Origin of the sequence: Pseudarthrobacter sp. Y6, from assembly GCF_050156205.1 — a bacterium.
Classification (GTDB): Bacteria; Actinomycetota; Actinomycetes; order Actinomycetales; family Micrococcaceae; genus Arthrobacter.
Genome location: NZ_CP189574.1, coordinates 269,872 through 291,036, shown reverse-complemented (window position 1 = coordinate 291,036; position 21,165 = coordinate 269,872). Strand labels below are relative to the sequence as shown.

Genomic DNA, 21,165 nt, shown 5'->3' with positions numbered 1-21,165 from the left:
CATGACTGCTATCCAGGATGAGGCGTCGCTTGCGCGGCCCGTCACCACCGTTGAACACGTGCTGACCCTCGACTGCCCGGAGCAGCCCGGCATCGTCCACGCGGTTTCCGGCTTCCTGCTGGAGCACGGCTGCGACATCGTGGACAGCAAGCAGTTCGGCGAGCGCTCGGAGGGGCACTTTTTCATGCGGGTGCATTTTGCGTCCGACGGCGACGCCTCCACTGCGGATACGCTGCGGGCCGCTTTCGGCCCGGTGGCGGACCGGTTCGGGATGCGCTGGCGGCTTGAGCCGCAAGGTTCCAAGCGCCGCGTGCTGATTATGGTGTCCAAGTTCGGGCACTGCCTCAACGACCTGCTGTTCCGCGCCAGGAGCGGCGAACTGCCGGTGGACGTGGCGGCCGTGGTCTCCAACCACACGGACCATCAGACGCTGGTGGAATGGCATGGCATCCCGTTCTTCCACGTGCCGGTCACCGCCGGCACCAAACCGGCGGCCGAGGCCCGGCTGCTGGAACTGGTGGACGGGTTCGACGTGGAACTGGTGGTGCTGGCCCGCTACATGCAGGTCCTCAGCGACGACCTCACCCGCAAGCTGGACGGGCGCGCCATCAACATCCACCACTCGTTCCTGCCCAGCTTCAAGGGCGCCAAGCCGTATCACCAGGCCTACGCGCGCGGCGTCAAGACTGTGGGCGCCACCGCGCACTACGTCAATGCAGAGCTCGACGAGGGACCAATCATCTCCCAGCAGACAGTGGAGGTGGACCACACCTTTGGTCCGGAAGACCTGGTTGCGGCCGGACGGGATACCGAATGCAAGGCCCTCAGTAATGCCGTCCGATGGCACTGCGAAGGCCGGGTGATCCTGCAGGGAAACAGGACGGTAGTGCTGAAGTAGGAAGCTGGTACGCCCCATTTCGTGGGTTCCCTGCGCACACGATGTTGCAAAGCGTCGAAAGCGCAGGGAACCCACGAAACGGGCGCTAACGTGCGGTACAAGAATCGCCGTTCCGTCAGTCCGTCAGTCCGTCACAGAGAGCGGACACCCGAAGCGAGCACGCGCTCCACGTCCGCCACCTCCGGATAGGCTGCCTGCGTTCCCTTGCGGGTGGTGGCCAGCGCGGCGGCAATCGAGGCGAAGGTGGCGGCGTCAGCCAGCGGCGCGCCGGCTGCCAGGCGGGCGGCCACCGCCCCCGTGAAGGCGTCGCCCGCGCCGGTGGTGTCCACGGCCTTGACCTTGATGGGTGCCACCCGGACCAGCTGCTGCCCGGAAGGAGCCAGCGAATCCAGCACCACGGAGCCGTGGGCCCCCAGCGTGACCAGTACGCGCTGGAGTCCCCGCTCGGCGAAGCGCAGCCTGGCCGCTTCCCAGTCGCTGGCATCCGCGTCGCTGCCGGGAATCGCGGCGGAGCCAAGGAACAGCGACGCCTCATGGGCGTTGACCAGCAGGACGTCGGTCAGGTCCGCCAGCTGCTGCCGGATCTCCGCGTAAGGCGAGAGATTGAGCAGAACTGTGGCGCCCGCGTCGTGCCCTGCCCGGGCGGCGGCCTCAACCGTGTCGAGGCTGACCTCGAGGCAGAGACAGACCACCGCGGCGCCGTCGAACGTTTCCGCCGCGGCCGCGACGTCCGCCGGCGAGAGGGTGCCGTTGGCGCCGGCGGAGACGATGATGTTGTTCTCACCGCTGGAATCCACGGCGATGACGGCGACGCCGGTGGCCTCAGTTGTTGCGGTCCGCACGCCGGACACGTCCACCCCGGCGCCGGCAGCCGAGGACAGGAGCATGTCGCCATTGGCGTCCACCCCTACGGCACCGACCAGGCTGACCTCCCCGCCCAGCAGGCTGGCGGCGACGGCCTGGTTGGCGCTTTTACCACCCGGGTTCACGGCGAATCCGTTGCCGTGCACCGTCTCACCGGGCAACGGCAGCCGCTCGCAATAAATCGTCAGGTCCGCGTTCAGGGACCCGACGACGACGATCCCGCCTTGGGAGCCGGCCGTTGCGGCGCTCATTCGGTCACCTCAGCCTCGACGGGCTTGGGGATGAGGAGCGACGCGGCGAACGCGGCCACCGTGATGACCAGGCCCGTCACCACCACCGTGAGGTAGGACGCTTTGGCGTCCCCGAGTGCCGAGGTGGCCACCAGCACGGCGGGCAGCACCAGGAAACTCAGGCCGGCACCCAGGTTGAAGGCGCCCGCGTTCATGCCGGGCAGGAATCCCGGGTTTCCGTCGGGTGAGAGGACAACTCCGAGTCCGTTCAGCATGATGTTGACCGTACCGGCGTACATGATGCCCAGCAAGACCGTTCCGGCGATCATCATGGGCAGGCTGCTGAGGCCGAAGAACGCGATGATGGCGAGGGCGGCGATGCTGCCCAGCATGCCGATGCGCAGGACCTTGGTGTAGCCGAGCACCGGCGCGAGCCTGCCGCTGATGGGACCCACCAGCCAGCCGAGCAGGGCGTACGGGGTGAGGATGATCAGCGACATTTCGGTCGGGCCGATGCCGAATCCCGGGTCAGCCGCCTGCACATAGGCCGGCACGATCCCGTTGATGACGGCGAAGATACCGGTCATGGTCAGCGTGGTGGTCAGCAGCGGCGCCCAGGTGGAGCGCTGGCGCAGGTGGACCGTTTCCACCATGGGCTGTTTGGCGCGCTTTTCCACGGTCCAGAAGCAGTAGAACGCGACGGCGGCAACCACCACCAGTCCTACGGCCAGCAGGAGGGTGCCGGGTGCGAAGCCGCCCACCAGCTTGGAGCCCTCGTTGAGGGCGGTGAGCAGCGCACCCACGGCGACGACGATGAAGAACACGCCCAGCCAGTCCATGGAGGTGCCGGCGGCCGGCTTGCTCTCGCCGGCGAGGAAGGCGATCAGAGCCGTGGCGACGAGCACCAGGACCACCATGAGCCAGAAGATACTGCGGAACCCGAAGTGCTCGGCGAAGTAGCCGCCCACAAAGGAGTCGACGCCGGCCACACCGCCGTTGACCGCTGTGATGAGGCCCATGAGCGTCCCGTATTTGCGCGGGTTGCTGACGGCGGAGCGCAGCATGATCAGGCACAACGGCACCGTGGGGCCGCTCACGCCCTGGATGATGCGGCCCACAAAGAGCCAGGTAACGTCCGGGGCCATGGCCGCGATGACGGAACCGACGGCCATCAGGAGCATCATGCCGATCAGGATCTTCTTGCGTCCGATGATGTCGCTCAGGCGGGGCAGGAAGAGGGAGAACAGGGCGGCCGCGGTGAAGAACCACGTCTGGGAAAGGCCGATGACGGCCTGATCGGTGTTCAGTTCCTTGCCCATGGTGACCAGGGCGGGGCTGAGCATGGAGGCGTTGAGCTGGAAGGCGACGCACGCGGCCAGCAGGGCGACCATGAGGGCGGTGACGTTGCCCCGGCTGGTCTTTGCCTCGGTGAGGGTGGCGTTCATTTACTTGGCTCCCCTGGCTGCTTCAAGAACGGCCGGTTCAAGAACGGCCGGTTCGCCGATACGCACGAGGGCATCCGTGACGAGGTCCCAGAAACGGGCATGGTCCAGGTCAACGGCCACGGAGGTGGTGCAGTCGTCCGGTGCGGGGGCGCGGAAGTCGGCCACGGTCATGCCGAGCGTCAGTGTGCCCTGCAGTTCGATATCCACCGGAACCTTGCGGGTGGTGACGATGCTGGGATCGATCACGTAGGCCACGGCGCAGGGATCGTGCACGGGCGGGAAGTCAAAGCCCTGGGCGTCCTTGTAGGTCTGGGTGAAGAACTCCATCAGTTCCATCACGAACCTGGCGGGTCCGGTACCCACGGCCGCAATCTTCTCCACCACGTCCGGAGTGGCCAGGGCCTGGTGGGTGAGGTCCAGGCCCACCATCACCACGGGCCATTTTTCGTTGAAGACGATATGGGCGGCCTCGGGGTCGATGATGATGTTGAATTCGGCCACGGCGCTCCAGTTGCCAACGTGGTAGCCGCCGCCCATGAGGACAACTTCCTTGACGCGTTCCACGATGCGCGGTTCCTTGCGGGCTGCCAGCGCGATGTTGGTGAGGCCGCCGGTGGGAACGAGGGTGACGGTGCCCGGTTCGTGGGCCATCACGGTGTCGATGATGACGTCGACGGCGTGGCGTGGGTCCAGTTCGATGGTGGACTCGGGCTGCGCGGGGCCGTCCATGCCCGTCTCGCCGTGGATGGACGGTGCGGTTTCGATGGTGCGGACCAGGGGCCGGCCGCAGCCGGCGGCAAAAGGCACCCCGGTGATCCCGGCGATGGTCCCAACGGCGAGCGCGTTCCGGGTGACCTTTTCGAGTGTCTGGTTGCCCACAACGGTGGTGACAGCCAGCAGTTCAATGTTTGGGTTGCCGTGAGCGAGCAGGATGGCCACGGCGTCGTCATGCCCGGGGTCGCAGTCAAGAATGATCTTCTTGGCGGCGGGTTTCATCGGTTTGGATTCCACGTTAAATCTCCACGTCATTGGGGCCTGCCGGGGCAGTGGCCGAAAGTATTCAGTGCGATCATGGCACCTGCCCGGGCCGCGCGTCAAGCGCTTGACGTTGCTGCGCGTCAAGCGCTTGACACCTTGCTGTGTGGTTCTATGTCCCCCGTCTACTACGATCGGGGTATGGAATCCGTTGAGCAGGTGCAGCACCCTGGACGCACGGCGCGGATCACGGCGGCCATGGTCGCTGCCCGCGCCGGCGTCTCGACTGCGACGGTTTCCCTGGTGGCCAACGGCAAGACCGCCGGCCGCGTTTCTGAGGACAATATCGTCAGGGTGCGGGAGGCCATTTCCGAGCTTGGGTACGTGGTGGACGGAATCGGCAGCTCGCTGGCCAAAGGTGTCAGCTCCATCGTTATCCTCGTGTCTCCGGATATCTCCAACCCGTTTTTCGCCAAGGTGATCGCCGGTGTCCGGGAGTCACTCGGGGCTGATTACCAGCTGCTGCTGTCCGTCACCGACGCGGGTAAATTTCCGCAGGCCGGCGATGTGCGGAAGCTGATGGCGCTCCGGCCGGCCGGGCTGCTGGTGGGTGCCCCCAACGCCGAATTCCTGGAAGAACTTTCCGCCGCCGGCCCCGTGGTCCTGCTCGATGCCCCGGGGCTGGAGGCCTACGCCCCGTCCGTCAATCTGGACGTTGCGCACGGCGCGCGCCAGCTGGCCGCGCACTTGGCCGGGTCGGGCCACCGCCGGGTGGCCTACGTGGACAGCGTGACAGGCACGGCCACGTTCGCCATCCGCCGCGAAGCCTTCCTGGACGAGGCCGCGGCCCACGGAATATCGGTGGGGCCCGACCACATCATCAGTACCACCATCGACGTCGGTGCGTCCGCCGCCGCGTTCGCCGCCGTATGGCCGGCGTGGCAGCGGTCCGGGGTGACCGCCGTCGTCTGTTGCACGGACACTCACGCTTACGGAGTGCTGCAGGAAGCACGGGTGGCAGGCGTGCAGATCCCGGGCCAGCTGGCCATAGCCGGCTTCGATGATTTGCCGTACTCTGCAACGAGCAACCCCAGCCTGACCAGCGTGCACCTGCCGGCAACCTCCCTGGGACTGAAGGCAGGCGGGCAGCTGCGCCGGCTCATGGAAGGCCGCCGGCTGGAGCAGCCGCAGCTGACGCTGGAAAGCTCCCTGGTGATCCGCAACTCCACATCGGCATAAGGCCCACCGGAACATGACAACTCTGTGTCACACCCCCCGCCGTAAGCTGGGGGCATGCCGAGTAACTGGGACAGCCTGGACATCAGCCTGCGTGAATCCGTGCAGGAGAACGTGGAGATCTACGAGCGCGTCCGCCCTGCCCTGAAGCTGGTCACCAAGGACGTTCTCTACATCCTCCGCGACATTTTGAAGGACACCGAGGTCACGCCGCTGTTTGTCACCGGCCGCACCAAATCGGTGGAATCGTTCCGGGAGAAGATTTCCCGGATTGAGGACCCGCTGGAACCCGGCGGGCCACCGGTGCTGAAGTTCCCGGACCCGTTCCGCACCCTCAACGACATGGTGGGCGTGCGCGTCATCACCAAGCTGCCTACCGAGAATGCCCTCGTGGCCAACATCATCAAACGCCAGCGCCAGGTGTTCGACTGCCGCGGGGACCGCGAGAAGGACATCGGTTCCATTGAGTCCGGCACGTACGGCTATTCCAGCCGCCACCTGATCCTGCGCACCATCCAGAATGAAGCGGTCAGGGATTACCAGCAAGCCTTCAACCCAGATACCCCGGCCAATGGCAGCTACTTCTTCGAATGCCAGATCCGCACCGTCTTTGCCCACGCCTGGAGCGAGATCGAGCACGACATCCGCTTCAAGGCCGAGGACCCCCGCGCCTGGACGCCGCATTTCGACCGGCAGTTCACCGCCACCGCCGCCATGCTGGAAACAGTGGAGAGCGCCTTCGCGGACCTGCACGAACGCTATGAGGAAGTCCGCAGCTACTGGGACATGGAGGGCGAAGGCGCCGCGCAGCTCACGCCCAACCGGATCCGTGACGTCTGGCGCACACTCCTGCCGCACGTGGACCGCAAAGTCGATGACGACTGGGGCTGGGCGGCCGAGCTCATGGCAGCCCACGGCCTCAACCAGACCGTCCAGCTGGCCGGCCTGCTCAGCGCCCAGCGGATCACCGAGGTCCGCAAGGCGCTGGACCACCGTTACTCCCCCGGCCCGGACCGCCTGCTGGATGACCTCCTGCTCTGGCAGTACGGCACCAAACACATTGACCTCACCGCAGAGGAGCCCGACGCCGTCCCGCACCCGCGGCGCGACAGTCTCCTGCGGCGGCTGAAACAGATCGAGCGCTACCGCCAGACCAAGTCCGAGTAGACCAATCGCGGAGCCGCAGGATTATTGGGCACCACTGACATTCAACTACCCTTGACTCAAGGTGGAGGCTGTTGTAAGCGGACCTCCGATGCTCCCGGCTCCAGCCCAGCGGCAAGATCCGGCACCTGTTTTTGCCCCTCTCTGACAAGGATTCCGCCATTTCCACGGACGCATTCTTCGCCACGCTCACCCGGATCCGTAACGTCATCCTGCCTGCGGCCGCACGGTCCTGGCTGAACACGCCGCGTGGACTGCTCACGGGCTTCATCCTGGTGCACCTGGGGTTCCTGATCTTCGCGGCGCTGCTGTCCCTGCGCGGCGAAGCGTTCAGCGACACCTTCATTTACCGCGACTGGGCCCGGGCGGGCTTCGACGAAGCGAACCTCAGCGGCGGCCCCAGCCCGTGGGTGTACCCCATCCTCGCGCTGATCCCCATGGCACTGGCAGGACTGGCCGGCCCCGGACCGTTTTTCTTCCTGTGGGTGCTGATGACCACCATCCTCAACGGCTGGGCCCTGGCCAAGCTCACGGAGCGGGGCCACAAGCCGGACGCCATTCCGGCAGCCTGGTGGTGGCTTGTCTTCACCCTGCTCATGGGCTGGCTCGGCTTTGCCCGCGTGGACGGCCTCACCGCCCCGATCGTTTTGGTGGCCCTGGCCTACGGCGTGGGCCGGCCGTTTATCGCCTCGGTCCTGCTCGCCGCCGCGACCTGGGTGAAAGTCTGGCCGGCCGCCGTCATGCTGGCCCTGTTCGCCGTCGTCAAGAACCGCCTCCTGGTGGTGCTGGCCGGCGTGGCCACGTCAGCGGTGGTGGTGGCACTTGCCGCCACGATTGGCAGTGTGCCCAAGCTGCTGAACTTCCTGACCCAGCAGGGCGATAGGGGCATGCAGCTCGAGGCAACATTCACCACTCCGTGGCTGTGGCTGTCCGTGCTGAACATCGGCGACTCCCGGATGTACATGAACACCGATATCAACTCCATGCAGGTAGACGGCCCCGGCACCGCCGTGATGTCCGTGCTGATGCAGCCGCTCCTCATCCTTGCCGCGCTGCTCGTCGCCGGACTGACGTTCTGGGCGCTGCACAACGGCAAGCTCAACGGCAACGGAAAGATCGACGGCGGCGTTGACCGGACCGAGCTGCTGCTGGCCGGAGCCCTCACCCTGGCCACCGCCTTTGTGGTGTTCAACAAGGTGGGTTCGCCCCAGTTCATGGTGTGGCTGGCCCCGGCCGTGGCCGTGGGCCTGGCGCACAGCTGGCGTGAATGGCGGGTCCCCGCGGCCATGCTCATCGCCATCGCCGTGGCCACGTTCTTCATCTACCCGCTGTTCTACGATGCCCTCAGCCACAACAACCCCCTCATGGCCGGTGTGCTGACCATCCGTAACGTCCTCCTGGTGGTCCTGTTCCTGTGGTCCGTCCGGCGCCTGTACTCGCTGGGCAAAAAGACTTCCGCGTCCGTCCCCGCGCTCAAGGAGTCCTGAGATTTCCACGAAGTTCTTCGACCGGCTGGTCAGCGTCCGCAGCACCCTCCTGCCCGCGCGCGTGGTGGACTGGTTTGCCCGTCCGTCCAGCGTCTGGTGGGGCTTCGCAGTCATCCACCTGTATTTCCTGGGCTGGATGGCGTCGTTCTTCCTCAACGGCGATACGTTCAGCGACACGGAGCAGTACCGCCAGTGGGCCATGGACGGCTACAACCCGGACAGCCTGGACGGCAAGATCAGTCCCTGGGTGTACCCGGTGCTGGCGCAGATCCCCATCTTCCTCGCGAACATTGCCGGACCCAGCCTGTACCTCCTGTCCTGGTACCTGATCATCACAGCCCTCAACGCCGTCGGGCTTGCTTTTCTGACCCGCGGTCCGCGGAAGGTGAAGGGCATCGCCCCGGCCTGGTGGTGGCTGTTTTTCACCCTCTTTATGGGCTACCTCAGCTTCGCCCGGGTGGAGGGCATCACCGCCCCCATCGTGCTGATTGCCCTGCTGTACGCAGCCGAACGCCCCATGGTGGCGGGGATCCTGCTGAGCGTGGCCACCTGGCTCAAGGTGTGGCCGGCAGCGGTCCTGGTGCCGATCGTCATTGCCAGCCGCAAGCGGATCCAGGTGCTGGCGTCCGGCGTCGCAGTCACCGCCGTCGTGGGCCTGGGCACTTACCTTTCCGGCGGCCTGCCGCACATCATGGACTTCCTGACCAACCAGGGCGAGCGTGGCATGCAGCTTGAAGCCACGTTCTCCACGCCGTGGGTATGGCTCAGCGTGTTCAACATCGCCGGTTCCAAGATGGCCGACAACACGGCCATCAACTCCACCGAGGTCTACGGCCCGGGCGCCGACGTGGCCGCGTTCCTGATGCAGCCGCTGCTGATCCTCGCCGCTGTGGTGGCCGCGGTTCTGCTGGTCCGGGCACTGAACAGGGGTGCCGAGCGGGAGGAACTCTTCCTCGAGGGCGCGCTGATGATGACCACGGCGTTCATCGTGTTCAACAAGGTGGGTTCGCCGCAGTTCATTATCTGGCTGGCGCCGGTGATCATCGCGGGCCTGACGCACGACTGGGAGCGGTGGAAGGTCCCGGCGGCGCTGCTGATGGGAATCGCGGTGACCACCTTCGTGATCTACCCGCTGTTCTACACGCCGCTCATCCACGCCCACCCGGTCATGGCCGCCATCCTCACCACGCGCAACGTGCTGCTGGTAGTGCTCCTGTGGTGGTCCGTGAAGCGGACCGCGGAGCTTGGCCGCAAGTCGCAGACTGTGCCGCAGTCCGCCTGACCCGGGCGCACTAGGGTAGTGCCATGACTATGGGGGAAGACAACACAAACAGGCCTGGGCTCCGCCGCTTGCGGTCGCTGCTGGTACCGCTCTTTGCGGCCGCAGCGGTTGCCACCGGACTTGCTGCAGTCTTGGCGCCCCGGCAGGAAATCGGGTGGTTCGCCTACGCGCCCCTGTCCAACCAGACCTTTACATCGGACACGATAGTCCTGATGGACAGCGGCGCACGGACCGGTTACTTACTCATTGCTGTAGGCCTGCTGACACTGGCGTTCTGGCTGGGTTACCGCCTGGGACTTCGGCGCAAGGCGGCGTCTTAGTTCATCTCGCTGACTGGCAGGCCTTATTGACGGAGATGGCCCGCGCCTCAGCGGTCGCTCCGGCGCTGGTCCAGGACCCAGCGCCAGCCACGCCGGGCCCAGTCCGAGGGTTTGCCCTCGATCAGCAGCTTCCGCGTGTGGATGTCCAGGACCAGCAGGTAGAACGTGAACAGCAACGCCGTCACGAACGCCAGCGACGACGCGTCCACGGTCAGCTGCACAAAGGACCAGACGGAGAGCTGGTCCTGCGCGCCGAACACCACAAAGAATGTCACGCCCACGTAGAGGCAGCGGATCTGCCAGTCGTTCCGGATACCCGTGACGGCCAGGAACGGCAGGAACCACAGGATGTACCAGGGCTGGATGATGGGCGAGAGCATCACGACGGCGGTGAACGCCAGGGCCAGCCGGCGCACCGCCCGCGAGTAGTCGCCGCGGAACATCAGCAGCAGGACCAGGCCGATGGCCGCCCACTTCATGCCGGTCCGCAGCAGGTCCGCGATGGTGCCCCCCGGGAGACCCAGCCCGTTGCCGAGGAACTCAACCTGCTGCCCCAGGAAGCCAGACGGCGAATAGCCGGTGTAACCCTGCGTTGGGTCCATGATTGCCCAGACCCAGCCCAATCCGAGGTTGTACGGGATCCCGCTGACAGCCAGCACCGCGAAACTGATTCCCGCCGTCGCACCCCAAATGAGGAACTTCCGCGTCCACGAGGCGGCCGGCCCCGCCCACATAACCCCGATGAACGGGAGCAGCAGCACGGTGATCGGCTTGATCCCGATGGAGGCCGTGACCAGCAAGATTCCGGCCAGGTAGCGCTTCGTCGCGGCGAAGTAGACACCGGCGACGGCGAGGCCCACCATCAGCGCGTCGTTGTGGGCGCTGGCCACGAAACTGATGAGGAACAACGGGTTGGCCACCGCGATCCAGAGTGCCCGCGCGCCGTTGATGCCGTGCAGTTCGGCCAGCTTGGGCACGTAAATGACGCAGAGCAGGACCCCGACGCCGGCGAGCAGGCGGAACAGCAGCACGGACGCGTCGGGCTGTGCCCCTGTCAGCCCCACCACGCCGCGGGCGAGCCACAGGAAGTAGGGCCCGTAGGGGGTTCTGTTCTCGGCCCAGGCAGGGTCCGCGCCGAGCGCAAACCAGTTATTCAGCGTGGAGATGCCCACCGTGTAGGGGTTCTGGCCCTCCATGACCAGGCGGCCCTGGCCCGTGTAGGCGTAGACATCGCGAGAGAAGATCGGGACGGCCAGCAGGAGCGGCAGGGACCACGCGGAGATGGCGATCACCACCGACCGCAGGGAATGTTCGCCCCAGTCCCCCAGCCGCTGGCCCAGCCGGAGCCAGGACCGCATCAGGAGCATCGCCCCCACTGTCAGGAGCACGGTGGACAGCGTCACGCCCCAGCCCTCGGTCCGCAGCGCGATGACCACCGGCTGGCGGATCATGGGTGAGCCGTTGGCGATCCAGCCCGTTCCGATCGAGCCCACAAACATCATCAGGGCGCCGAGGAACCCCTGCCAGGTGGCGATGTACACCCGGCGCTTCGGGGGGGGAGCTACGGCGGGCGCGGCGGACTTCGGGAGCTCCGCGCCGGCCGCCGTCTTTTTCGACGGACCTGGGACGCTCTCCGAAGTGCTGATGTGTGAACCGCCTGCCGTCATGTCTTTTGTTGTCCCCTACTTAAGTTACGGCGCTGGCTGGACTAGCTATAGGCCGGTCTACAACCCAGTCATTTTAGCAGTTGGCTTAGCGCGTGCCCCAGACTGGGAGGGGCGGACGTGCCCCCTATTTCGCAATGAGGCGTCGCGCCGCCCGTCCCCGCCTATGAATGAAGCCACCTCTGCGGGCTTCACCAGCACGATTGGACCCAGCCATGGCCGTACCACGCGTCCCCGATGCCCGGACCAGCACGCCTCAGCAACTCCAATCAGTCCGCGCCACCCTCCGCTCGCCACGGCGACTGAAGACCGAGGCGCTGGCGGGCCTGGTGGTGGCGCTGGCGCTGATCCCGGAGGCGATCGCCTTCTCGGTGATCGCGGGCGTGGATCCGCGGATCGGCCTGTTCGCCTCGTTCACCATGGCTGTCACCATCTCCTTTGTGGGCGGCCGGCCCGCCATGATTTCCGCCGCCACCGGCGCCGTCGCCCTGGTCATCGCCCCGCTGATGCGCAGCCACGGCCTGGACCACCTGATCGCGGCGGTGATCCTAGCCGGCGTTTTCCAGATTCTGTTGGCGGTCCTCGGCGTCACCAAGCTGATGCGGTTCATCCCGCGCTCGGTCATGGTGGGTTTTGTGACCATCCTGGTGTTTATGGCCCAGATTCCTGAACTGATCGGCGTGCCGTGGATGGTTTATCCGCTGGTGGCGATCGGTTTGGTGATCGTAGTGGGACTGCCAAGAATTACGACGGCGGTGCCCTCACCGTTGGTGGCCATCGTAGTGCTCACCCTTTTTGCCGTGCTGGCAGGCGTGGACGTCCCCACTGTCCAGGACAAGGGCCAACTGCCGGAGAGCCTGCCGTCGGTGTTTATCCCCAACGTCCCGCTGACCTGGGAGACGTTCCAGGTCCTGGCGCCGTTCTCGCTGTCCATGGCCTTGGTGGGGCTGCTCGAATCCCTGCTGACCGCCAAGCTGGTGGACGACATCACGGACACGCGGTCCAACAAGACCCGCGAGTCCTGGGGCCAGGGCGTGGCGAACATCGTCACCGGCTTCTTCGGCGGCATGGGCGGCTGCGCCGTGATCGGCCAGACCATGATCAACGTCAAAGGATCCGGCGCGCGGAGCAGGGTGTCCACGTTCCTGTCCGGCGTCTTCCTGCTGGTCCTTGTGGTGGTGCTCGGCGACGTTGTGGGCCTGATCCCGATGGCCGCGCTGGTGGCCGTGATGATCTTCGTTTCCGCCATCACCTTCGACTGGCATTCCATTGCCCCACGGACGTTGCGCCGGATGCCCAAGTCCGAAACCGCCGTAATGCTCATCACCGTGGCAGTGGTGTCTGCGACACACAATCTGGCCATCGGCGTCGGGGCCGGCGTGCTGGCGGCCATGGCACTGTTCGCCCGGCGGGTGGCGCACTTCGTCACGGTGGAGCGGACCGTCGTCGAACTTAACGGCGAGAACGTGGCCACCTACACCGTGGACGGCGAGCTGTTCTTCGCCTCGTCCAACGACCTGTACACGCAGTTCGAGTACGCCCTGGACGCCGAACCGGACATCAGCCGGGTGATTGTGGACCTGCACGCTTCCCACGTCTGGGACGCCTCAACCATCGCGGTCCTGGACGCGGTGACGGAGAAGTACCGCCGGCACGGGCGGGCAGTGGAGCTGATCGGGCTGAACGCCGCCAGCGTCCTTATGCGCGAGAGGCTGGCAGGCAAGCTCAACTAGCCGGTCCGGTCGCTGTGAACGGTGCGGTTCCGGCCCAATGACTTGGCGATATAGAGGGCCCGGTCAGCGGAGGCGATGAGTTCCTCCAGGTCGGAGGTCCCGGCGTCGTACAGTGCTACGCCGTAACTGACGGTGGGCATCTCCATCCCGTCGCCGGTGGGGATCTGGGTAAGGCGCCTGCTGACCTCCTCGGCGATTTTCTCCGCCCGCCCGGCGGAGGCACCCGGAATGAAGAGGACAAACTCTTCCCCGCCGTACCTGCCCACCAGGTCCGTGGACCTGACGGTGTCCCGGCACGCGCCGGCGAAAGCCCGGAGCGCAAGGTCACCGGCGGCATGCCCGTGGGTGTCGTTGACTGCCTTGAAATGGTCCAGGTCAGCGAGGATCACGGCGCCCGCTCCCTGGGTCGCTGCCGGGCCTCTCAACACCGCCGCGGCCAAGTCCAGGAAGGCTTTGCGGTTGAGCAGCCCCGTCAGATCGTCCCGGGTGGCCACCATGTGCAGGGCCCGGGTCTGCTGTTCGCTGATGAGACCGGCCATGCTGAAAGACACCACCACCAGCAGCACCATGGTGAGCATGGTGGTGATTGCGGAGCCGAAAAACAACTCGAAGGTGGGTCCTCCGGGCCCATCCGCGAGAAACGCAATAAGGCGGCCCGTATAGAAGACGGACACCAGCCCGACAGATACCGTCATGGGGATCCGGACCCGGGTGTAAGCGGGTCCGGACGGCCACATCTCCCTTGTGGCCAGCCCAAACATCAGGGCCATCGAGGCCAGAAAGACCGGTCCACCTGCCCACGTGTTCGTGGCCGGACTGTCAAGAGCGCACGCCACCAGGGTCGCTGCCGGCGCAGCGACGAACATCAACGGCTCTGGCGGGGACCGCCGCAGCGTACGTGCGCTTGACCAGACGCTCACCGCTCCCGAAACCAACAGGACATGCCCCATTGGATTAGCCCACCGTTGAAGGGGCGTGCCATCGAGCAGGAATGCAAGGGCTCCGGTGAGAAACAGCGCCAGGGCCACGCACCACCAGCCGCTGTACGGTGCGTGCGTGGTGCGGTAGACGAAGAAGTAGAACAGCAGGCCAAGCAAAAGAGCCATCAGGGCGAACGCGACCCGCAGCGTTGTTGTATCCAGGACCATTTCAGAAGTTCCCCCCGACCGCCGAGTGATGCAGACCTCAGTATCGCACCGCCGTCGGACATTTTCGCCGCAGCCGGGACCGCCCCACCCGCAGAGTTTTTTGTCCACATATTCCGCTCTGGAGGTCATTCAGGGGCCGATATCTGCCCAAAAACTCGGGGGAGGTTACTGGCCCGGCGTGCGGATGATTCGTCGTTGCGTGGCCAGGGCGATGGCGGAAGTCCGGTTGTCCACGCCGAGCTTGCCGTAGATGTGCACCAGGTGGGTTTTGACGGTGGCCTCGGAAATGAAGAGCCGCCGGGCGATGGCGCGGTTGGTCAGGCCGGTGGCCAGCAGTTCAAGCAGCTGGACCTCGCGGGTTGTGAGGGCGGTTTCGGGGCTGCTGATCCGCGACATCAGCAGTGCCGCGACCTTGGGCGCCAGCGCCGTCTGGCCGGCCGCCGCCGACAGTACCGCCTGGCGGATCTGTTCCGGCGGGGCGTCCTTGAGCATGTAGCCGCTGGCGCCTGCCTCCACGGCGGCCAGGATGTCCGCCTCGGTGTCATAGGTGGTCAGGATCAGAACCGGCGGCGGGGAGTCCAGCTGCCGGATCGCGGCGGTGGCAGTAACACCATCCATGCCAGCGCCCATCTGCAGATCCATCAGCACCACGTCCACGCGCTCCCCCAGGGTCCGCAGCCGCGCGAGTTCGCGCAGCGCCGCGTCCCCGTCCGCGGCCTCGGCAGCCACGCTGAAGTCCTCGAATTCGGTGAGCATGGCGCGCAGGCCAGCGCGGACCACGGGGTGGTCATCCACCAGCAGAATACGGAGCTCCCCCATCAGTCTTGCTCCCCTTCCGGGCCAGGCAACGGCGGACCAGGCAGCGCCCCGCCAGACAGCGGCAACCGAATGGCAACGACGGTCCCCTCGCTGGGTGCCGTCTCCACGTCCAGTGAGCCGTTCAGGTCAGCCACCCGGGCAGCCAGCGAGCGCAGCCCGAATCCGCTGCCGTCTGCGCGGCCAGCCACGCCGGGACCCGGCGCTTCCGGCACAAAGCCCGTGCCGTCGTCGTACACGTCCAGGGTGACCTCGTCTCCGAGGAACGCGAGGGTGACGACGGCGGTGCTTGCCTTGGCGTGGAGCCTGACGTTGGCCAGGCTGGCCTGGGCGGCCCGGAGCAGGGTGACGCTGTACTGCGGCGGCAGCTCCGCCGGGTCGCCCACCAGCTCAAAACGGCAGCGGAGTCCGTCACCGCGCGCGGCGGCCAGGGTTTCGGTCTCGCCACAGAGCCGCTGCAGGCTTTCCGGGAGCGACGACTCCTGGAGCTGGGGTGAGGTGAGCCCGCGGACAAAGCTGCGGGCCTCCGCGAGGTTTTCCGACGCCGTCTGCCGCACCAGCGCAAACCGCTCGGCGGCGGCGGCAAAATCGCCGCTGGCCAGGGACTTCTCTGCGGCCCGCGCAACCAGGACGATGCTGGACAGGCCCTGTGCCAGGGTGTCGTGGATTTCGCGGGCGAGGCGCTCACGTTCAGCTGCGACGCCGGCCTCGTGCTGGGTTCTGGCAAGTTCGGCCCGGGTCCGCCGGAGTTCCGCCGCGGCCAGCCGCTGCGCCTCACTCTCTTGGTAGAGGCCCCGATAAGCCAGGCCGGTGACCACGGCGAACCCGGCACCCAGCATCGGCCCCAAAACCATGGGCTGGGTGGGCGACGGCAGGCCGCTGGCCACCCACTGCGAGGCCACGACGGCGGCTGTCATCGCTGCGATGGTGAGCAGTGCAATCCGCCGCGGCAGAACATGCAGGTGAAGGAAGAAGAGGGGAAAGGCGACCCAGGAGAACTCGGCGCTGCCAGCGAGGAGGACGCACCACAGCACCGTGACAAGGCCCAGCCACGGGGCGGCGTAGGGGTGCGGGTTGAAGCTGGAGCGGCCGGCGGCGAAGCGCTTCTCCAGGACGGTGCCGGCGAGATAGGCCGCAGCCAGGGCAAGGGCGAGTGCGGACCAGGCGAGACGCTGGCCGGCCGCTGTGCCTGCTGGCAATGCGGCGCCGGCCGCTCCGGTGGCGCCGTCCAGGCCGCCGTCCGCGAAGTGGAGCCGCAGGATGGCGACCAGCAGCAGCACAGCAAACCCGACATGAAGCGTCACCCGCAGGAACCGGAGGATGGCAGCCCCCGACGGGCTGGTCTGTGGGTCCGCGGCAGGCATTTCATCAGCTTATGCGCCGGCGGGGGCGTGCGGATCAACCAAAAGGTTGACCGCCCCGTCAGCCCTTTGTCCCGCCCGGCTCAACCAAGTCCCCGATGTGGGCCGGGCCGCTGCGCCGGAGAGTGGATTAAGAAGGAATTCCACCCCCACTGAAGGAAGTACAACGTGTTTCTCGCTATTCGCGATATCCGGTTCGCCAAGGGCCGATTTGCCCTGATGGGCGGTGTGGTGACCCTGGTAACGCTGCTCCTGGTGCTGCTGTCCGGCCTCACCGCCGGCCTGGGCGACCAGTCCACGTCAGCCATCGGGAAGCTCGGCGCTGGCCAGCCGGTGGACAGCATCGTTTTTGGCGCACCCGGCACCAACCAGCCCACGGCGTCCTTCACCGAAAGCGAAGTGACGGCGGCGCAGGTGGACAGCTGGAGGCACGTCCCGGGGGTGGCCAGCGCCGAGGCCCTGGGCATCAGCCAGTCCCGGCTGCAGGGCGGCGACGGCGGCACCACCAACGTGGCGGTGTTCGGCGTGGCCGCCGACGGGCTGCTCGCGCCGTCGCCGGTCCGGGCGGGGTCGGTGGTGATCGGCTCCACCGTCGCGGCAGACCTTTCGCTCGCCGTCGGAGACAAAGCCACGGTAGGTGGCACTGAATTGACCGTCACCGCCGTCGTGGATGACCAGTGGTATTCCCACACCGGCGTGGTGTGGACGGCGCTGCCGACCTGGACCGAGGTGGCGCACCTGGTGCCGGCTGCCGGCAGCGCGCCGGGGAGCATGCCGGTGGCGACCGTCGTCGCGGTCACCTACCAGGACGGGGCCGTGGTGGACGAGGCATCGGCCGATGCGATGGCCCGCACGGTCAGCACCAGCCGCACAGGTTCGTTCCCGGCGCTGGGTTCCTTCAAGAGCGAAAACGGGTCGCTGATGCTGATGCAGGCGTTCCTCTACGGGATTTCGGCGCTGGTGATCGTGGCATTCCTGACGGTCTGGACCGTACAGCGGACCCGGGATATCGCCGTCCTCAAGGCCATGGGAGCGTCCGGCGGCTACGTGCTGCGCGATGCCATGACCCAGGCCGCCATTGTGCTCTTGGCCGGTGCAGGCCTGGGCGGGGCAATCGGAATTGTAGGCGGGTTCGCCGCAGCCCAGGCCGCGCCTTTCCTTGTCACGCCGGCCACCACGCTGCTCCCCGTGCTTGGAATCGTGGCCTTGGGCCTGGCGGGCGCCGCGCTGGCAGTCTGCCGGGTGACCACCGTCGATCCGCTGATTGCCCTCGGCGGCAACTGAACTCCTTCTTCACCCTTCCGAAAGGTCCTTCCCATGTCTGTTACTACTGCAGCACTCCTCGCCACATCAACCGCCGGCCCCGCCCTCACCCACCCGCTGACCCTCACCAACGTCACCCTCGAATACCCGGACGGAGGCGGAACCATCAAGGCCCTGGACAGCGTCAGCCTTCAGGTCGCAGCCGGCCGGATGGTCTCGCTGGTGGGCCCGTCGGGCTCGGGCAAATCCAGCCTGTTGGCAGTCGCCGCCACCCTGGTCCGGCCCAGCAGCGGGGACGTGGTGATTGGCGGGATCAACACCGCCGGGCTGAAGGACAGGGAGCTGACCGCGTTGCGCCGGGAGAAGGTGGGCATCATCTTCCAGCAGCCCAACCTCCTGGCGTCCCTGACCGCCGTCGAGCAGTTGATGATCGGCCACCACCTGCGCGGCAAGCCCCTGAAGGCCGCGCGTTCGCGGGCCGCGGGACTCCTGGATCTGGTGGGCTTGGCCGCGTCCGGGGACAAGCGTCCGCACCAGCTCTCGGGCGGGCAGCGGCAGCGGGTGAACATTGCCCGGGCCCTGATGGGCAACCCGAAAGTGCTGCTGGTGGACGAGCCGACGGCGGCGCTGGACCACGCGCGCAGCGCGTCGATCGTCGGGCTGCTGCGCACGGTCACGGACGAGTTCCAGGTGGCCACGGTGATGGTCACGCACGACACGGAATTCGTCCCGCTGACCGACGCCGTGGCTGTGATGCGCGACGGCGGCCTGACCGCCCCGGTCTTACCCGGCGCCGGGGGCGCGGAGTAGGGTTCCTGCATGGACATCATCCTGGTACCCGGTTTCTGGTTGGACGCGTCGTCGTGGGAGAAGGTGACGCCGGCGCTGGTGGCGGCGGGGCACACTCCCCACCCGGTGACGCTGCCCGGCCTTGAATCCGTCGATGCACCGCGGGCCGGCATCAGCCTGCAGGACCATATTGGCGCCGTCGTGAATTTTGTAGATGGCCTCGATGGTCAAGTGGTGCTGGTGGGGCATTCGGGCGGGGGCGCGATCATCCACGGGGTGGCGGACGCGCGGCCTGACCGGGTGGCGCGGAACATCTACGTGGACAGCGGACCCCTGGGCGAGGGTGGCGCTATCAATGATGAACTGCCGGCCGATGGCGACGATGTTCCGCTGCCGCCGTGGGAAGGCTTCGAGGACGCCGACCTGGTGGACCTCACCGACGAGCTCCGTGCGTCGTTCCGGGCGCGCGCTATTCCGCAGCCCAAGGGCGTGGCCTACGGCCGGCAGCACCTGCACGACGTCCGCCGGTACGAGGTCCCCGCCACGGTGATCGCGTGCGAATTCCCGTCATCGCTCCTTACTGAATGGATCGACGCCGGCCACCCCTTCGTCGCCGAACTGGCCCGCATCCGCGACATCGAGTACGTGGACCTCCCCACCGGGCATTGGCCCCAGTTCACCAAACCTGTGGAGTTGGGCCAGGCGATCCTGGCAGCGGTGGAGCGCGCGGGGTGACCGCCGTACGTCGGATTACTTCGGCCCGGGAGCCTTGCGCTCCTTCCTGACCAGCCCGAGACAAAGGACGGCCGCTGCCGCGGAAACGACTGCAACGATCCCGAAGGGGACGGCGTCGTTGGCGCCACCGATGCCCACCAAAGGTGCGGCGATGCCTCCGAAGGCGTACCGGGCCAGCCCCAGCAATGAGGAGGCCGTCCCGGCGATATCGGGATAGTCCTTGAGTGCCAGCGAGGTCGCCGGCGGGCTGGTGACGGCCACACCGCTGACCATGGTGAACAGGGACAGGACGATGGCCATCAGCGGCAGGTGCAGGAGCGCCGTCGCCAGCAGCCCCAAGGCGCCGGCCGCCGTCATGACGAGGCCCAGGGTGAGCGTTCCCCGTTCGGACCACCGTTCAGAGAGTCGGCCGGCGATGAAACCGAAGACCATGAACGACGCCAGCAGGACCGCGACGCCGACGGCTGCTAGGAACAGGAAAACTCCGCGCCAGTCGGTGACGGTTGCGAGTTGCCCGCCGATGACCGGGCCAATGATGGCGGCCAGTCCCCCAAGAACCGTGAGGCGGCCGTAGTAGCGAAGCAGCTTGGCGCCCGAGTAGACATCCCGCCCGGCAGCTTGCGCGATGACGATGCCGACAGCTCCGGCCAGGCCCTGGACGAACCTGGCGACGATGAGAGTCTCGACGGTTGGGCTCACCGCACAGAGGGCCGATGTGAGCGTGTAGGCGATGACTCCGATCAGCAGCGGCGTCCGCCGCCCAAGGCGGTCCGAGAGTGGCCCTGCCACGACTTGGCCTATTGCGAGGCCCAGCAGACAGGCGGTGATGGTCAACTGGGCCACCGACGTCGTGCTTTGAAGCTCGGCGGTGAGGGCTGGAAGAACCGGCAGGTAGAGGTCCATGGAGATCGGACCGAAGATGGTCAGCAGGCCAAGCACGATCGCCAGGGGACGGCCCACCGCCTGCTCGCGTGCGGGAATCGGGGTTTCGACGGCGGTCACGCTGGCTCCGTTCGGGATGTGATGGGGCGGGACGGGGTTCACGTTCAATACAACGCGGTCATGCCGGCCCTAGCGAGGGCTCTGCCTATCAGGGGTCTGCCAGTACCTCCCTCTGCTGCGCCGGACTGAGGGCTTCGATCGCGCCCATAGTGTGCAACGCTGGTTGCATGGATCTGGAGGTGTCGCCCGCGCTCACGATTCCGGCGTCGGAACTCGGCTGGCGGTTCTCGCGTTCGTCCGGGCCAGGCGGTCAGCACGTCAACACGACGGACAGCCGCGCCGAACTCTCGTGGAACATCGCCGGCTCCGCCGTACTTACGGATGACCAACGGCAGATGCTGCTGACGCGTCTCGGACCACGCCTCGTCGCCGGGGTGATCACCGTGGCCGCCTCCGAGCAGCGCTCCCAGCTGCGCAACCGCGAGAGTGCCCTGGCCAAGCTCGCCGACCTTGTGGCTGAAGGTCTGGCACCCGAAGGCCCCCGCCGGCGGGCGACCAAACCCACCAGGGGTTCGAACCGCCGGCGCCTCGCCGCAAAGGAACAGCGGTCGGCGACGAAACGGCAACGGCAGCGGCCGTCCGCCGAGTAGCGCCGTCGAGCCTGCCGTCCCAGGCTCAAACGATCCCGGCACCCGGCCCTAACCCTGGTGTCCGCCTCCATCACGGACAGGTCAGCACCCACATACGGGGCAAGGTCCTTTTCTGCGCGTCCTTATCGCCGCGGTCTTGACCAGCCTATAGAACGGGTCTCAG

General features: G+C 66.8%; 19 protein-coding genes. 11 read left to right on the top strand and 8 right to left on the bottom strand.

What is annotated here, in order from left to right; genetic code table 11:
- Position 1 precedes the first annotated feature (1 nt).
- The gene (purU, locus tag ACQCSW_RS01405) at positions 2–898 is read left to right on the top strand and encodes a formyltetrahydrofolate deformylase (protein WP_426989177.1); all 897 of its coding nucleotides are present in this window, start codon (positions 2–4) and stop codon (positions 896–898) included.
- 131 nt (positions 899–1,029) lie between these two features.
- Here the strand turns inward: purU and ACQCSW_RS01400 are convergent, their stop codons facing one another.
- The 3 genes from ACQCSW_RS01400 to ACQCSW_RS01390 are packed head-to-tail and all read right to left on the bottom strand — an operon-like array spanning position 1,030 to position 4,466.
- The gene (locus tag ACQCSW_RS01400) at positions 1,030–2,013 is read right to left on the bottom strand and encodes a ribokinase (RefSeq protein ID WP_426989176.1); all 984 of its coding nucleotides are present in this window, start codon (positions 2,011–2,013) and stop codon (positions 1,030–1,032) included.
- Positions 2,010–3,437 (bottom strand): MFS transporter, encoded by a 1,428-nt coding sequence (locus ACQCSW_RS01395; protein ID WP_426989175.1) that lies wholly within the window; start codon positions 3,435–3,437, stop codon positions 2,010–2,012. Before ACQCSW_RS01395 ends, ACQCSW_RS01400 begins: the two co-directional genes overlap by 4 nt.
- A complete protein-coding gene (locus ACQCSW_RS01390) occupies positions 3,438–4,466 on the bottom strand; it encodes a nucleoside hydrolase (RefSeq protein WP_426989174.1) in 1,029 nt (342 codons plus the stop codon).
- A gap of 147 nt (positions 4,467–4,613) precedes the next feature.
- Here ACQCSW_RS01390 and ACQCSW_RS01385 point away from each other — a divergent pair, with 147 nt between their 5' ends.
- The 5 genes from ACQCSW_RS01385 to ACQCSW_RS01365 all read left to right on the top strand — a co-directional run bounded on the left by ACQCSW_RS01385 (position 4,614) and on the right by ACQCSW_RS01365 (position 9,901).
- Positions 4,614–5,651, top strand: coding sequence for a LacI family DNA-binding transcriptional regulator (locus ACQCSW_RS01385; RefSeq protein WP_426989173.1), 1,038 nt, complete (start codon positions 4,614–4,616; stop codon positions 5,649–5,651).
- Positions 5,652–5,705: 54 nt separating this feature from the next.
- Entirely contained in the window at positions 5,706–6,815 is a 1,110-nt protein-coding gene (locus ACQCSW_RS01380) for a GTP pyrophosphokinase (RefSeq protein WP_426989172.1), read from the top strand.
- 194 nt (positions 6,816–7,009) lie between these two features.
- On the top strand, positions 7,010–8,299 hold the full coding sequence (locus ACQCSW_RS01375) for a glycosyltransferase family 87 protein (protein ID WP_426990592.1): 1,290 nt from the start codon (positions 7,010–7,012) through the stop codon (positions 8,297–8,299).
- Between the two features lie 61 nt (positions 8,300–8,360).
- A complete protein-coding gene (locus ACQCSW_RS01370; RefSeq protein ID WP_426989171.1) occupies positions 8,361–9,581 on the top strand; it encodes a glycosyltransferase 87 family protein in 1,221 nt (406 codons plus the stop codon).
- A 23-nt stretch (positions 9,582–9,604) separates the two neighbouring features.
- A complete protein-coding gene (locus ACQCSW_RS01365; protein ID WP_426989170.1) occupies positions 9,605–9,901 on the top strand; it encodes a hypothetical protein in 297 nt (98 codons plus the stop codon).
- Between the two features lie 47 nt (positions 9,902–9,948).
- Here the strand turns inward: ACQCSW_RS01365 and mptB are convergent, their stop codons facing one another.
- Complete coding sequence (mptB, locus tag ACQCSW_RS01360; RefSeq protein WP_426989169.1) at positions 9,949–11,568, bottom strand: polyprenol phosphomannose-dependent alpha 1,6 mannosyltransferase MptB; 1,620 nt, start codon at positions 11,566–11,568, stop codon at positions 9,949–9,951.
- A 212-nt stretch (positions 11,569–11,780) separates the two neighbouring features.
- Here mptB and ACQCSW_RS01355 point away from each other — a divergent pair, with 212 nt between their 5' ends.
- Positions 11,781–13,298 carry a SulP family inorganic anion transporter gene (locus tag ACQCSW_RS01355; protein ID WP_426989168.1) on the top strand — a complete coding sequence of 506 codons (1,518 nt, stop codon included), beginning with the start codon at positions 11,781–11,783 and terminating at the stop codon, positions 13,296–13,298.
- Here the strand turns inward: ACQCSW_RS01355 and ACQCSW_RS01350 are convergent.
- From ACQCSW_RS01350 to ACQCSW_RS01340, 3 genes are all read right to left on the bottom strand, one after another.
- Complete coding sequence (locus ACQCSW_RS01350) at positions 13,295–14,446, bottom strand: diguanylate cyclase (protein ID WP_426989167.1); 1,152 nt, start codon at positions 14,444–14,446, stop codon at positions 13,295–13,297. The two genes, ACQCSW_RS01355 and ACQCSW_RS01350, sit on opposite strands and share 4 nt — an antisense overlap.
- 165 nt (positions 14,447–14,611) lie before the next feature.
- The gene (locus ACQCSW_RS01345) at positions 14,612–15,265 is read right to left on the bottom strand and encodes a response regulator transcription factor (RefSeq protein ID WP_354251830.1); all 654 of its coding nucleotides are present in this window, start codon (positions 15,263–15,265) and stop codon (positions 14,612–14,614) included.
- Complete coding sequence (locus ACQCSW_RS01340; protein WP_426989166.1) at positions 15,265–16,626, bottom strand: sensor histidine kinase; 1,362 nt, start codon at positions 16,624–16,626, stop codon at positions 15,265–15,267. The genes ACQCSW_RS01345 and ACQCSW_RS01340 overlap by 1 nt, the downstream gene beginning before the upstream one ends.
- A gap of 165 nt (positions 16,627–16,791) precedes the next feature.
- Here ACQCSW_RS01340 and ACQCSW_RS01335 point away from each other — a divergent pair, with 165 nt between their 5' ends.
- The 3 genes from ACQCSW_RS01335 to ACQCSW_RS01325 are packed head-to-tail and all read left to right on the top strand — an operon-like array spanning position 16,792 to position 19,410.
- Positions 16,792–17,907 (top strand): ABC transporter permease, encoded by a 1,116-nt coding sequence (locus ACQCSW_RS01335; protein WP_426989165.1) that lies wholly within the window; start codon positions 16,792–16,794, stop codon positions 17,905–17,907.
- Between the two features lie 33 nt (positions 17,908–17,940).
- Complete coding sequence (locus tag ACQCSW_RS01330) at positions 17,941–18,696, top strand: ABC transporter ATP-binding protein (RefSeq protein WP_426989164.1); 756 nt, start codon at positions 17,941–17,943, stop codon at positions 18,694–18,696.
- A gap of 9 nt (positions 18,697–18,705) precedes the next feature.
- Positions 18,706–19,410: an alpha/beta fold hydrolase gene (locus tag ACQCSW_RS01325; RefSeq protein WP_426989163.1), complete on the top strand. Its 705-nt coding sequence runs from the start codon at positions 18,706–18,708 to the stop codon at positions 19,408–19,410.
- Between the two features lie 15 nt (positions 19,411–19,425).
- On the opposite strand, the gene ACQCSW_RS01320 is transcribed toward ACQCSW_RS01325, so the two are convergent.
- Positions 19,426–20,412, bottom strand: a complete 987-nt coding sequence (locus ACQCSW_RS01320; protein ID WP_426989162.1) for an MFS transporter — start codon at positions 20,410–20,412, stop codon at positions 19,426–19,428.
- 167 nt (positions 20,413–20,579) lie between these two features.
- Between ACQCSW_RS01320 and arfB the strand changes: the two genes are divergently transcribed.
- Entirely contained in the window at positions 20,580–21,002 is a 423-nt protein-coding gene (arfB, locus tag ACQCSW_RS01315) for an alternative ribosome rescue aminoacyl-tRNA hydrolase ArfB (protein ID WP_426989161.1), read from the top strand.
- Positions 21,003–21,165: the final 163 nt, after the last annotated feature.